The sequence below is a fragment of the Arcobacter roscoffensis genome, from assembly GCF_024267655.1.
Lineage (GTDB): Bacteria > Campylobacterota > Campylobacteria > Campylobacterales > Arcobacteraceae > Arcobacter_B > Arcobacter_B roscoffensis.
Window position 1 is genome coordinate 443374 of the sequence record NZ_CP100595.1, and the last position, 14470, is coordinate 457843.

The following is a 14470-nucleotide window of genomic DNA, read 5'->3' on the forward strand; positions in this document are numbered from 1 at the left end:
GGAAGTAATGGGTGAGAATATAAATACACAAGATAGTGATTTATTAAAAGAAAAAAGAAAAGTCGATTGTTTATTAGAGTGTTTACTTTTTCTATCAAAGTATCACCAAAGAGCTGTTTCAAAAGAAGCATTAGCCTATGGTCTTGGAATACATGGTGAGGTTTTAAATCAAAGTAACTTCATATCATCTGCTAAAAAAATAGGTTTAATCTCAAAGCCTTCTCAAAGAGCAAATATTAAAGATATTGATAGATTAGCACTACCTGCTGTTATTTACACTCAAAATAATTGTGCAGCTGTTTTACTTGATTATGATGAACAATCAAATAGCGCAACTGCAATCTTTCCTGAAATAAGTCAAGGTGAAACAAAAGTAAGCCTTGATGAACTTGAAAAAAGATATACAGGTAAATGTATCATTATAAAACCAGCATATAATTTTGAAAATAGAGTAAGCAAAGGCGTAAAAATAGAGCAACCTAAAAAATGGTTTTGGGGTGCAATGAAAAGAAACAAAGATTTATATATTAAAGTTATTATTGCTTCAATTTTTATTAATATTTTTGTAATTGCTACACCTTTATTTATTATGAATGTATATGACAGAATTTTACCAAATAATGCTATTGAAACTTTATGGGCATTGGCAATTGGTATTTTTGTTGTAATGACTTTTGACTTTATACTAAAAATTATTAGATCAAAATATCTAGCAAAAGCTTCAAAGAAAGCTGATATTATTATGTCAAATAAAATATTTGACCAATTACTAAATATTAGACTTGACCAAAGACCTGCTTCTACAGGTATGTTTGTAAATAGGCTTCAATCTTTTCAAGCTATTAGGGATTTTTTTGGTACAGCAACTATTGCGACTATAGTAGATATTCCATTTTTATTTATATTTATAGCAATAATCTTTTATATCGGTGGTCCTTTAGGTTGGATTACTGTTGCAACTTTAGTTATAGCTATACTTTTCTCACTTATTATGCAAAAGCCAATTCAAAAGTATGTTAAACAATCTTCAAAGGAAGAACAATTAAAGCATACTACCTTAAATGAAACAGTATCCGGTTTAGAAATAATTAAAAGTGTAAGAGGGCAAAATAGAATGAAAGCCCATTGGGATAAATCAATTGGTCAAACAGTATATTTTAATGAACAATCACAAGAATTATCTCAAATAACTTCATACTTTACGTCATTTATCTCTCAATTATCAAATATATTTATTATTATTGGTGGGGTTTATTTAGCAAGTACAGGTGATTTAACAATGGGTGGTATAGTTGCTGCTATGCTTTTAAATAGAAGAGCAATTTCTCCTGTATCTCAAATAGTAAATATGGTTTTAAGATATGATAAAACAGTATTAGCTTTAGACAACATAGACAAAATAATGCAAATGGAAGTTGAAAGAGAGAATAAAGTATATTTAAGTAGACCTGATTTAAAGGGTGAAATAGAGTTTAAAGATATTACATTTTCATATAAAGATAAGAACTATGAAGTTCTTAAAAATATTAATTTAAAGATTAAACAAGGTGAAAAAATTGCTATTTTAGGAAGAATAGGTTCTGGAAAATCAACTTTAGTAAAACTTCTTCAAAATTTATATGTACCTAAAAAAGGTTCAATCTTAATCGAGAAAACTGATGTAAGACAAATTGATCCTGTTGATTTAAGAAGGTCAATAGGTGTTGTTCCTCAAGAACCATTTTTATTTATGGGGAGTGTAAAAGACAACATTACAATTGGTGAACCATTTGCTACAGATGAAGAGATTTTAAAGGCTTCTAAAATCGCTGGTGTTCATGAATTTTTAGGTAAACATGAATCAGGTTATGATTTCATGCTAGGTGAAAGAGGAGAAGGTTTAAGTGGTGGAGAAATACAATCTATCACATTAGCAAGAGCCTTAGTTAGTAATCCAGATATTATGATTTTAGATGAACCAACAAACTCTATGGATAAACAAACTGAAAAACAGTTTATTAACAAACTTCATAATATTTTAGATGATCAAACTGTAATTGTTGTTACTCATAAAACATCAATGCTTGCACTTGTTGATAGAATAATTGTTTTAGATGACGGTAAGATTATAGCTGATGGCCCTAAAGAGAAAATTATTGCTTCAAAAAAGGAATCAAATGAAAAATGATGTAAGTTTTGTTCATAGCCTTTATGGTCAAGCAAATGAAAAAGTTAAGTTAAAAGTTGATTTAGTTTTTTTTGCAATTATTCTTTTTGTAACTTGTATGATAGTTTGGGCAAGTTTTGCCCAAGTTGATGAATTAGCAAGAGGTGAAGGTAAAGTAATTCCTTCTTCTAAAATACAAACTATCCAGTCTTTAGATGGCGGCTTAATTGAAGACATTTTAGTAAAAAGTGGAGATAAAGTAAAAATAGAACAAGCTTTAGTAAAAATAGATACAACAAGATTTCAAGCAACATTTGAAGAGAATAAAGAGAGTTATAATCAATGGCTAACAATGGTAGAGAGATTAAAACTTGAAGCAAATATAGATATAAGTAAAAAAATACCAAAATTAAACTTTTCTAAAAAAGTAAAAGAGATTGGTAAAGGATATTTAGAGTCACAAAGAAAGCTTTATGAAAATAGAATTGATGAGCTTAAAACGTCATTAAAAGTTTTTGATTCACAAATTAATCAAAAAAGACAAGAGTTAGCAGAAACTAAATCTAAAATATCTCAAGGAAGAACAAATTTAAAACTAATAAAAGCTCAAAGAGCTACTGTAAAAAGAATGGTTGAATCAGGTTCAAAATCAAGAATTGAGTTAATCACTGTTGAAAAAGAGTATCAGCAAACAAGAGGAGACTTAAGAACATTTAATCTTACAGTGCCGAAGATACAGTATGCAATAACAGAAGCAAAAGAGAAGAAACAACAAAGGGTAAAAGAATTTAGAACTGAAGCCTCAAAAGAGTTAGAGAGGATTTTAGTTGAGATAAAAAAAGTAGAAGCAAGACTTGTTGCGGATACTGATAAGATAGAAAAAACTGTAATAAAATCAAATGTAAATGGTACTGTAAAAGAGATTTATATGAACACTATTGGTGGGGTTGTAAAATCAGGTGTTACTTTAATGGATATTATTCCTGATAGTAAAAACTTGTTAGTTGAAGCAAAAATTGATCCTAAAGATATTGCTTTTATTAATCCTAGCCAAGATGTTATGATTAAACTTACAGCTTATGATTACTCTATTTATGGGGGATTAGATGGTAAGATAGTTGAAATTTCAGCTGATAGTATTGTAGATAAAGACTCAAAAGATGGAAAAAGTTATTATAAAGTAATACTTGAAACAGATAAAAACTATTTAGAAAAAGATGGTGAAAAACACCCAATTATTCCAGGAATGATTGCAAGAGTAGATATTGTAACAGGTAAAAAAACAATAATGGATTTTATTTTAAAACCAATTTTAAAAGTTAAAGAAAACTCTTTAAGTGAAAAGTAGTAGAAGGATTAGTATGAAAAAAACTTTATTAGTAATAGTAGCAATTTTTTTATTTTTAACAGGTTGTTCTTTTAGTCAAAATAGTTCAAATATTAAAATAGAAAACAAAGTTGACGAATTACAAGACTTTATAGGTGAAACACCATTGCATGATGCAGTTCGTGCAAAAGATATTAATCAGGTAAGAAAACTTCTAAAAAGTAATATAGAAGTAAATCTAAAAGATAAATATGGTTATACGGCACTTCATTTATCAGCAAGATTAGATGAACTAGAAATTGCAAAATTTTTAGTAAAAAATGGTGCAACTGTAAACAGTATAGATATATTTAAAGATACTCCTTTACTAGATTCAACACGAAATAGTACAAATACAATGTCTAAATTTCTTATCTGTAATGGTGCAAAGAAGAGTGTAAAAGATAGACATTCTATGACACCTTTACATAATACTTCAAAAAATAGTGATATTTTTATAATGAAGATGATTCAAACAAATGATATATCAAAAATGTGTGAAAATCTTGATATTACACTTGACTATTACAGTGCTGATGAAAATAAAATTTGTGGTTCAATTATTAAAGGTGTAGCTACTAAAGTTAAACTTACTATAGTAAATGAAAATGTTGAAAACACAGAGCCTTTTGGTACTTATGAATCAAAAATTGCAGATAGCAAATATTGTGCATTTTTAGATAAAACTTTAGATATGTCAGAATCTTATCTTATTACTGCTATTGGAACAAATACAGTAGATAAAGATATAGAAATTGCAAATTTAGCAGATTTAATAAAAGAGGAAGAGCCTTTAGTTGAAGAGGTACCAACTAAGTTTATTTCTGGTTTATACGAAGATTTAATGGAAGAGTTTAAAGATGATTTTGAACCATGGAATGCAAAACTTGAAAAAGATGGATTAATTTTTAGATTTATGAAACCAAGTGTTTTATTTACTAAGGGAAGTAGTGATTTAAAAGAGTCATACAAAAATATACTTGATGACTTTTTCCCAAGATATTTAAAGGTTTTAAATAAATATAAAAATGAAATTGCTGAAGTTAGAGTTGAAGGTCATACATCATCTGAATATAGTAGTGTTAAAACATTAGAACAAAAATATATGAAAAATAAAATACTTTCGCAAAAAAGAGCAAAACAAGTTCTTGATTATACTTTAAATATGCAAGAAAAAAAAGTTCTTGAAAATAAAGAGTGGCTAGATACACTTTATAACTCTTATGGAATGTCATCAGATAATCTAATTTTAGATGAAAATGGAATTGAAGATAAAAATGCATCAAGAAGAGTTGAGTTTAATATAGAAAAGATCATGGAATAAGGCAAAGTTATGAAAAAAACATTTTATATAATACCTTTAGTTCTTTTAATATTTACAGCTTGTAGTAACAAAGAGTATACAACAGCTGTAACAGTAAAAGATAAAGATGGTCTTATAAATAACAAAGGAGAACTTCTTGTAAAGCCTGTTTATGAAAAAGTATATTTTTTAGATAATATGACTTCAAATAGATATGAACATCCTAATTATGTTAATTTCCATTGGCTTCATTTAAATGAAAAAAAGTTTGCTGTTGTTAAAAACATTGATGGAAAATATGGAATTGTTGATAGACAAGGAAACTTGAAGTTAAAAGTAGTCTATGACTCTATTGGAAATTTTTTTAATGCTTATGCTAAAATCGAATTTAATGGTAAATATGGTCTTATAGATGAAGAGTTTAACATAGTTTTAAAACCTATATATGATGGTGTTAGAGATGTAATTGATAGTTCAATAATTGTAAAAAATTATGAAAAAAACGAAAAAGTTCAATATGGATGTATAAATAGTAAAGATATGTCTTTAGTTTTACCTTTAGATTATGATATGATTTTTTTATCTAGCGAAGATAGAATGAGAGTTCAAAAAGATAATAAGTGGGGTTTTATAGATACTAAATGTAAACTAATTACTAAAATAAAATATGATAAAGTTGGAGATTTTTCTAATTCTGTAGCTAAAGTTCAAAAAGATAAACTCTGGACATATATAAATAAAGATGGTAAAGAATTAAATAGTATTATATTTGAAAACGCAGATAACTTTTAGTTATCTAGTTTTCTTGCTCAAAAAGTTCATTTATATACTCTATCTCAACTCTATTTCTTCCATTTGATTTTGCTTTATAAAGTGCTTCATCTACTCTTTTGAATAAAACTTCTTTTTCTTCACCTTTGTGAAATTGACTAACTCCAATAGAGCAAGTAATATTACCAATTTCTTCAAATTTATGTTTTTCCACAGTTGCACGAAGCTTTTGGGCTACGAACATAGCTTGTTCTATATTTGTTTGAGGAAGCATAAGTACAAACTCTTCACCACCCCATCTAGCAACAATATCACAGTCTCTTGAACAAACAGTAAGTATTTTAGCTACTTCTTTTAGTACTTTATCTCCTATTAGATGACCGTAAGTATCATTTACATTTTTAAAGTAGTCTATATCAAGTAACATAATAGATAAAACTTGATTATCATATCTATTTGTTTTTTTTATTTCATACTCTAAATAAGAATCAAATTTTTGTCTATTATAAATTTTTGTAAGAAAATCATAAGAGGCTTTTTCTTCAAGTTTTGAAGTTTTTGATAATAACTCTTCATTTATCTTAGAGATTTTATTTCCCTCTTCTTTTATAAAATCAATCCATTTATTATATACAATTCTTAGTAATTCTTTTTGCGTTAAAATTCCTACAAGTTTGTTTTCATCATCTGTTACAACTATTCTTTTAAAGTGTTTATCTTGTATAAAATCAAGTGCATCAGAAATGGTTGCATTTTCATTTAAAGTATAAACAGGTTGACTCATATACTCTTTTATGGGAAGCTTTAAATCAGAGTTTTTATGAACAAGATTTATAAAATCTTTTGTTGTATATATTCCAATAGGATATTGCTCATTATTTATGATAATCACAGAATCACTATGATTATCTCTCATAAGCTCAATTGTGTGTAAAGTTGTAGTGTTTTCATAAGTTGTTACAGCTTTATACTGCAAGATAAGTTTTGCAATTGTTTGCTTTTTTATTAGAATTTTTGGGTCAATATTATTGATTATATCACTATATGAAAGAATACCAAGTATTTCATTTTTATCTAAAATAATCATATATCTATCTGTAATATCAACTTCATTTAAAACATTTAGAATGCTTAAGTCTTTTTGTACCACTTTCGCTTTTGGTAAATCAAGCTCTTTTAGTGAAATGTTTTGGTCTATTGAACCTAATTTATAATCAATTAGATGATCAATTGTAAGCATAAAATATTTATGTTTTTCTTCTACAGTGTCAGAAACTACTATATTTCTTATATTAGCATCAGCCATTTTTTTTATGGCTTCTTCTAATGTAGAGTTTCTGTCAATTAAGACAACTTTTTTTATAGCAATTTCTTCAACTGTAGGCATCATACTTTAAATCCTTATATTAATCCAACTGCGTCTCTTAAAATTCTCATTTTTTCACTAGCGATTTTAGAAGCTTTTGAAGCTCCAAAAGCTAAGATTTCATGAACTTCTTTTGGATTTGCAAGTAAATGTTCTCTTTTTTGAACATATGGTTCAAAGTGTTCATTGATTTTATCAAGTAGTGTTAGTTTAAAGTGACCATAACCTTCACCTGGTGTTGCATATCTAACTTGTAACTCTTTTAATTCATCTTCATTCATAAATAGTTCACAAAGCTTATAAATATTACAGTTCTCGTGATTCTTTACTTCATCAAGCTCTTTTGAATCAGTTACTATTCCCATAACTTGTTTTTTGATTTTCTTTTTTGTATTGAACATATCAATAGTATTACCGTATGATTTAGACATTTTAGCCCCATCAGTTCCTGGAACTGTAGCTACAATTTCATCTACTTTTGATTCTGGCATTACAAATAGTTCTTGTTTATATGCGTGATTAAAAGAGTTTGCAATATCTCTTGTCATTTCAACGTGTTGGATCTGGTCTTTTCCAACTGGAACTATATTTGAATCATAAAGTAAAATATCAGCTGCCATTAAAACTGGATATGAAAATAATCCATGGTTAGCTTGAATACCTTTTGCTGTTTTGTCTTTATAAGAATGGGCTCTCTCTAAAAGTCCCATAGATGTATGATTTGAAAGTAGCCAGTAAAGTTCTAGTACTTCTTTTACATGGTGTTGTACCCAAAATGTAGATTTCTCTGGGTCCATTCCTAGTGCTAAAAAGTTAACTGCAGCTTCAAAAGTGTTTTGCTCTAAAAGCTCTTTATCCTTTACTGATGTTAATGCATGGTAAGATGCAATAAACGCAAATAATTCTCCATCGTTTTGAGATTCAATCATCTTCTTAATCATTCCAAAATAGTTACCTATATGAATTGTTCCTGATGGTTGAATTCCTGATAAAATTCTCAAATCTAATCCTTATAATTTTTTGAGAATTATATCAAAAAAAACTATAATTACTGGTTATTTAACTTAGTACTAGCCTTTGAGATTATAAGTTCTAAGTGCATGATTAAATCATAATATTCACCCATATAAGCAAGTGGTACTTTTGTTTCATCTTTTATTTCTTTTTTTAGTTTTTCAAGTTCACTAAGTTTTTGAATTAGCTCCTCTTTACTTGATTTATCTAAACTTAAATCTAAATCTTGAAGTTCATCATACCATCTGTAAATCTTTGATCTAATACTCCATCTATATAAAGGAAATATTCCTTTAAACAGTGGAATAGACAAAGTAATAAGAGGAATTAAAAGAATTTTTAATCTATCAAGAGTTGAAGCTATCCAATATGGAAATATTTTCTCCAACCAAGTGTCACCATTTTTCATATATATACTTGCTTCTTCATTTTGAGGTAGTGGTAGATTTAGGCTATTTGGAAATTGTCCTTCTTTTGAAAAAAGTGTTTTCTCGCTATGTACTTCTTTTACTTTTTTAAGTAAAATTCTTACTAACTCATCAGAAAACTCTTTATGAGCTACAAGTGTTGCTGTACTTGACAAGAGTTTTTTATCAAGGGATGGTATATTTCTTAATAAATCAATAGTTCCTTCATGTAAATCAAGAGGTGTTAAATAGTGAAACTTTCTACTATAAGCATTTGCTCTTTTAAATGAAAATAAAGATATTTCTTTACTATTCAAAAGTTTTTTTATAATTTTAGAATCAGCAGATGTGACTAAAAATAAAGCATCAATTTCTTTTGAGAGTAGTTTTTGTGTGGCTACTTTTGAATCATAATTAAATAAAGTACTGTTTTTTTCATATACACCATTTATATTTAGAACATCTAAGGCTAAATCTTCAGTGCCACTTCTTTTTTGACCAATGGCTATTTTTTTGCCCTTTAAATCCTGAATATATGATAAATCATTTATATTAGAATTGTAAAATATCCATAAAGGTTCATAATAAAGTGAAGCAAGTGATTCTAAATTTTGGCTTTTTTCAATAACTCCATTTTGTATAAATGCTATATCAACTTTTTTTTCATTTAAAAGTTGTATATTTTCAATAGAGCCAGAACTATTTATAATATTGACTTTAACTTTTTCTTTTTCTAAAAGTTCTTTATATTTTAGGGCTGTTTGGTAATATTGACCTGATTTTGAACCAGTTGCTATAGTGATTTCTTTTTTGGGACTTGGTTTTATAAACTGGGCAGTAAAATAAAATACTCCCACAACAAGTGCAATCACAGGGATAGACACTAAGATAAATTTATTTTTCATATAGGACTCTTTTTTGAATAAAAACTTTTATTATATTTTACTAAAAGAAGTTTATATGATGATTATGTTAGAATTCGAAAAAATTTATTAGGAGATAAAATGGCAACAGTAAGAGTTGAAAGAGCATGTGGATGCTTTAAAAATTCAGATTATAAACAAGAAATGACTTTTGAAACAATTGATGAAGCTTTAGAAAAAGCAAATATGATGTGTATAGAAATGAATGAGGACTTTTGTCATAAGCATAAATTTGTAGCTGTTTATGATGAGCCAACAGGTGAAGTAATCATCAAAATGCAAATGAACGGATAAAATTAAATAGATTATTTTAAAGGGATTTAGATTTTAAAACCTAAGTCCCTTGCTAAACTCTTAGCTCTTCTTTTTTCATATCTATTTTTTGAGGCTTTTTTAAGATATTTAGTAAGTCTTGGTTTATTATCTAACTCATAATAACTTAATGCTAAAAGTGTATATCTTTTTCCATCTGCTTTAGATCTTGTTTTGAAGTTGTGTTTTTCTAAAACGCTTATTGCTTTTTTAAAACTATTTTGATTATAGTAAATATTCCCAAGTATTAATTGATATTTATCATTTTTTGCAAAAGGTGAGTTTTCGAGTAGTTTTATGGATTTGTCATAGTTTTTTGCATTTAAATATAAAGAGATTAAGATATTGAAATTTTTTTGATTATTCTTAACTGTTTTTTCATTTAAAGCTTTTTGCATATATTTTGCTGCTTTATTATAAACCCCATAATCACTTAAAATACTTATTAAATATAAAAGATTTTTTCCCTTACTTACAATATTGTTTTTATATGTAAATTCTAAAGTTGCTAATGACTTTCTTTTTTGTTTAGTTCTTTCATAAAGTGAAATTAACTGCATCCAATAGGTTTCGTTTTTTTTATAGATTTTAGTCATATCTTTTAGAGTATTAATTGCAAGTTTATATTTTTTACTTTCTACATAAGCTGAATAAAGCATTCTATACCAAGACTCTTTATTTTTGTCACCCTTACTTAGCACAAGAACTTTTTTAGTATAAGTTGCACTATTTGAGTATTTTTTATTATAGTAATAAGATAAAGCTATGTTTTCATAAAGTTCTTTATTTCTTGCTACTTTTGAGTTAATCAACTGCTTTGAATATTTTACAGCTTTTTCATACTTTTCTAAACTAAAATATATTTTAGATAGTGAATATTTTATTTTTAAAATATCATCTTTTTCTAAACTCTTGTATGAGATTATCTTTTCATAATCTCTTGCCACAGCTTTATAGTTTTTTCTTTTTAGATTTATATTTGCTAAAGATTGTAGAGCGTATGACTTTGTTAGATTATTTATATCTTTTTTTAGCAAAATTTTAATATGATTTTTAGCTTTTGATAGCTTATTTTGTTCTATTAGTTTATTTACCTTTTGTAAGTTTTTGTAATCACTTGCTTTTATAGTATCTTTTGCATTTAAAACTGCAATAGAAACTAGTAGTATTAAAATTATCTTTTTCATCTTTGTAACCTAAAATTAAATGTTATTGTTGCATTTCTATCAAACTCATTTCTCTCAAATTTCCATTTTTTTATGGCATAAATAGAGTTTTTATCAAACACACCTTTGGGCTTTGATTCAAGTATTTTTACATTACTTACATTTCCATGTTTATTTATTAAAAAACTTAGTTTTACATAACCACTTTGTTTTCTTATTTTTGCACGTCTAGGAAATCTTGGATTTACTTTTGAAATGGCAGTTAAACTATTTGCATCAACTAATCCTGCATTCATTTCAATTTGTGCACCACTTAAAGAAGAAAGTGCAGAAATATCAACTTGTTTTGATTGAACTTTAAAGGCTTTGACTTTTATGTTCTTATTTATTTGTGTATTTACTTTTGTTTTAATTTCAATTTTTTTTGGTGGTTTCTTTTTGAGTGGCTCTTTTGGTTTAACTCTTTTTTTTCTTTCAATTTTAGTTTCATTTTTTTCTCTTAAATAAACTAAATGCCTAGTCTCTGATTTCTCTTGCAACTTAGAGTTTTTACTAGTAGTCATTAAATTCATAGCAAAAAATATAGCTACACTTATAACAGCTGATAAAATAAGAGCTATAAGTAGTCTCATTTTAGTTCTCTTTTAGTGTTGATATTGAGATATTAAAAATACCTGCAAGTCTTATTTGATCCATAACTTGCACTAAAATACCAGTTTTAGACTCACTATCTGACTGAATAACTATAGAGTTTTGAGTATTTGTAGCTTTTAGTCTTTCTATATTGGCTCTAACTGACCTAATATCTACCATTCTTTTATCGATCCATATTTCATTATTATTTCTAATTGCTATTAGAATATTTGCAGCTCCTTTTTGTTGAGCAGATGCAGCACTTGGTCTGTTGACTTCAATACCTGCTTCTTTTACAAAAGATGTTGTAACAATAAAAAATATAAGCATAATAAAAACAACATCAAGCATTGGAGTTAGATTTATTTCAGTTTCTTCTTTATGATGTTTTTGTGAAAATCTTCTCATTTTATAACCTTTGAAAGTTCTAATTCTAATTTTTGAGTATGGTACTTTATAGATAAATCTAATCTTTTTTCAAAAAGTATTCCACTTAAAGCTACAACCATTCCAGCCATAGTTGGAATGGTTGCCATTGAAACACCATTTGCCATAGATTTTACATTGCTTGTACCCATAATTGCCATCACATCAAATACTTCAATCATTCCTGTAACTGTTCCTAAAAGACCAACTAAAGGACAGACTATAATCAATGTCTTTATAAATTCAAGACCTGTTTTTAGTTTGAAGTTAGCTTCTTCGACTATACATCTTTTGATTTCATCTTTAAATCTATTTTTTTCATTTAGATTCTTCAAGTCTTCAAGTACTTTTTTCTTATATTTTTTGTACTCAAAACTTATATAGATATATCTTTCAATCAATAGTGTCCATAAAAATAAAGCAATGGCAAATACTATATATAAAACAAAGCCTCCTTTATCAAAGAAGGCTAATAAGTCATCTAAATATACTTCAATCATCTTATTTCAAGGTCTTTGCTAGTAGTCCAATACTTTGCTCTTCTAGTATAGATACAAGTTCATCTGCTTTTGAAGAGATATAAGTGTATGCAAATAGAAGTGGTATTGCAGTGATTAAACCTAAAACCGTTGTAATTAAAGCAGTTGAAATACCTCCTGCCATTAGTTTGGGGTCACCTGTACCAAAAAGTGTTATAGCTTGAAAAGTTGCAATCATTCCTGTAACAGTTCCTAAAAGTCCTAAAAGAGGTGTAACAGCTGCTAGAAGCTTCACAAAACTTTGACCTTTTTTGATTTTATTTGTTTCTTTTATGATTGCTTCACCAATTTTTATTTCTAAATTATTTATTGAGTCATTTATATTTTTATAGAATATATCTGCAATTTTTCCTAAAGAGTTGTTTTGTTTTGGCTTGTCAAGGTTTTTTATTTGAGATTTGATTTTAACTGAGGCAATATTTAAAACAATGATTTTATATAAAGCAAATAATAAACCAAGTCCTCCAAGAGCAAGGATTATATACCCAACAATTCCACCTTGTTTTACTCTATCAATAATAGTAGGATTATTTTCAAGCATTTCAAAAAGTGTTCCTCTTGTTGGGTCAATTGTAATATTTGTAATAGTAGTGCTGTTTTCAAACTTTTTTGCTTGATTTAAAACTGAACTGCTTGGTTGAACTGCTAGCTCAATTAAAGCTTTCATATCATTTGAGTAAGTTAGATATTTACCATTAGAGACAGCAGCAAAAAGACCGATTCTTGTAACTTCATTTGTTGTTTTTTCACCACTATTTAAAATCACATCTGCTTCATATCTTGATACATTTCCGGATTGAATAATTTCATCTAACATTCCATGCCAAAATGATTTTAATTCTTCTAAATTTGGAAGTTTTTTAGAGTTTGCAAGTTTATTAAACTCTTCTTCTTTTAAAGGATTTTGAGAAGCTGTTAATGAGTTTTGATAGTTTGTTAAAAAGTCTGCTGATATTTGTCTTACGCTACCAAACATTTCACCTAAATTTGCAGATTTGTTTTTTAGCTCTCTTTCTTTTTCTTCTAGTAAAACTTCATTTTCATCAATTTTTGTTTTTAACTCAGAACTTTTTTCTTCAATAGTTTTTAATTGAGTTTTTTTTTCTTTTAATAAAGAAGCTTGTTTATTTTTATCTTCTAAAAATTCTTGAAGCCTTTTCTTTTCTTCATTTATTTCTTGTTTTGAATCACTTTTGATACTTTGTAGAATATTGTTTAAATCAAGTGAAAAAGCAAGATTTGAAACTAGGGCTAAAGTTAATATATATTTAATCATTATTTCTCCTTTGTAGCTAAAAAGGGAAGATTTAAGAAATCAACGTTTTGTTGTTTTTTTGCAATTTTTATTGCTTTTCTAATATTTGATTTAGACTTAGCATCATCTATTGTCTCCCAAAATTTTGTTTTATTGTTAAAGTATCCATACTCTTTTAAGTCTAAACTTTGATAATATAAAGCAACTCTTCCTAATCTTAAAAAGTTATATGTTTTATCATTTAGTTTAGATTGATAGCTTTCAATCGTCTTTGCATAGTCATACTCTACTTTAAAGGCTTCAAGAATAATTCTATATTTTTCATGAGTTTGAATATCTGCTTTATCTAAAATATCTTTTAGTCTTTGAACCCTAGTAGTTCTCTCTTCTAGTAAAAAAGGTGTATCTTGTTTTACAAGAGCTTCAAGAGAATTAATCATGTCAATCATTAATGGAAAAATATTTTTTTGTGTTTGCTCAATATCAATAATCTGTTGATTTAAACTTGAAAGCTCTTCTTCTTGAGATTTTTTTATTTTTTCTAATTGCAAATTATAAACTTTTGTACTTTTTATAGCACTTGTTGTATATTTGTACTCATTTAATAAATGTTCTTTAATTCTTTCATTTTTATCAATACTATTTTGATAAGACTTTAGTTTTGAGTTTGTCTTTTCAATAACATTTATTGATTTATCAATGGTATTTGCATATGAAATTAATTGGAGGCTTAATAAAACCAAAATAGTTTTATATATTTTTCTCATTTGTATCCTTTTTTCATTCTATGATTATTTGTGATTATGCCAAGTAAAAATGACAATAAAATCACATAAATGATTT

Annotated in this window: 14 protein-coding genes; 5 read left to right on the top strand and 9 right to left on the bottom strand. The window is 27.0% G+C overall.

Features of this window, described 5'->3' with window-relative positions; translation table 11 throughout:
• Positions 1–7: 7 nt before the first annotated feature.
• From NJU99_RS02210 to NJU99_RS02225, 4 genes are read left to right on the top strand one after another with little or no spacing between them, the layout of a single operon-like run.
• The gene (locus NJU99_RS02210) at positions 8–2167 is read left to right on the top strand and encodes a type I secretion system permease/ATPase (RefSeq protein WP_254577105.1); all 2160 of its coding nucleotides are present in this window, start codon (positions 8–10) and stop codon (positions 2165–2167) included.
• A complete protein-coding gene (locus NJU99_RS02215; protein WP_254577106.1) occupies positions 2157–3494 on the top strand; it encodes an HlyD family type I secretion periplasmic adaptor subunit in 1338 nt (445 codons plus the stop codon). The genes NJU99_RS02210 and NJU99_RS02215 overlap by 11 nt, the downstream gene beginning before the upstream one ends.
• A gap of 13 nt (positions 3495–3507) precedes the next feature.
• On the top strand, positions 3508–4836 hold the full coding sequence (locus NJU99_RS02220) for an ankyrin repeat domain-containing protein (RefSeq protein ID WP_254577107.1): 1329 nt from the start codon (positions 3508–3510) through the stop codon (positions 4834–4836).
• A gap of 9 nt (positions 4837–4845) precedes the next feature.
• Positions 4846–5607, top strand: coding sequence for a WG repeat-containing protein (locus NJU99_RS02225; RefSeq protein WP_254577108.1), 762 nt, complete (start codon positions 4846–4848; stop codon positions 5605–5607).
• 4 nt (positions 5608–5611) lie between these two features.
• Here NJU99_RS02225 and NJU99_RS02230 read toward each other — a convergent pair whose 3' ends face one another.
• From NJU99_RS02230 to NJU99_RS02240, 3 genes are read right to left on the bottom strand one after another with little or no spacing between them, the layout of a single operon-like run.
• Positions 5612–6976 carry a diguanylate cyclase gene (locus NJU99_RS02230; protein WP_254577109.1) on the bottom strand — a complete coding sequence of 455 codons (1365 nt, stop codon included), beginning with the start codon at positions 6974–6976 and terminating at the stop codon, positions 5612–5614.
• An 11-nt stretch (positions 6977–6987) separates the two neighbouring features.
• Positions 6988–7953: a tryptophan--tRNA ligase gene (gene trpS, locus NJU99_RS02235; protein ID WP_254577110.1), complete on the bottom strand. Its 966-nt coding sequence runs from the start codon at positions 7951–7953 to the stop codon at positions 6988–6990.
• A gap of 47 nt (positions 7954–8000) precedes the next feature.
• Entirely contained in the window at positions 8001–9278 is a 1278-nt protein-coding gene (locus NJU99_RS02240; RefSeq protein WP_254577111.1) for a TAXI family TRAP transporter solute-binding subunit, read from the bottom strand.
• Positions 9279–9377: 99 nt separating this feature from the next.
• Between NJU99_RS02240 and NJU99_RS02245 the strand changes: the two genes are divergently transcribed.
• Complete coding sequence (locus NJU99_RS02245) at positions 9378–9590, top strand: hypothetical protein (protein ID WP_254577112.1); 213 nt, start codon at positions 9378–9380, stop codon at positions 9588–9590.
• A gap of 26 nt (positions 9591–9616) precedes the next feature.
• Here NJU99_RS02245 and NJU99_RS02250 read toward each other — a convergent pair whose 3' ends face one another.
• From NJU99_RS02250 to NJU99_RS02275, 6 genes are read right to left on the bottom strand one after another with little or no spacing between them, the layout of a single operon-like run.
• Positions 9617–10795 (bottom strand): tetratricopeptide repeat protein, encoded by a 1179-nt coding sequence (locus NJU99_RS02250; RefSeq protein WP_254577113.1) that lies wholly within the window; start codon positions 10793–10795, stop codon positions 9617–9619.
• Positions 10792–11406, bottom strand: coding sequence for an energy transducer TonB (locus NJU99_RS02255; protein ID WP_254577114.1), 615 nt, complete (start codon positions 11404–11406; stop codon positions 10792–10794). The genes NJU99_RS02250 and NJU99_RS02255 overlap by 4 nt, the downstream gene beginning before the upstream one ends.
• Before the next feature lies 1 nt (position 11407).
• Positions 11408–11815, bottom strand: coding sequence for an ExbD/TolR family protein (locus tag NJU99_RS02260; RefSeq protein WP_254577115.1), 408 nt, complete (start codon positions 11813–11815; stop codon positions 11408–11410).
• Positions 11812–12333, bottom strand: a complete 522-nt coding sequence (locus NJU99_RS02265) for a MotA/TolQ/ExbB proton channel family protein (protein WP_254577116.1) — start codon at positions 12331–12333, stop codon at positions 11812–11814. Before NJU99_RS02265 ends, NJU99_RS02260 begins: the two co-directional genes overlap by 4 nt.
• A 1-nt stretch (position 12334) precedes the next feature.
• Positions 12335–13648 (bottom strand): MotA/TolQ/ExbB proton channel family protein, encoded by a 1314-nt coding sequence (locus tag NJU99_RS02270; protein WP_254577117.1) that lies wholly within the window; start codon positions 13646–13648, stop codon positions 12335–12337.
• Positions 13648–14394 (bottom strand): DUF3450 domain-containing protein, encoded by a 747-nt coding sequence (locus NJU99_RS02275; protein WP_254577118.1) that lies wholly within the window; start codon positions 14392–14394, stop codon positions 13648–13650. Before NJU99_RS02275 ends, NJU99_RS02270 begins: the two co-directional genes overlap by 1 nt.
• Positions 14395–14470: the final 76 nt, after the last annotated feature.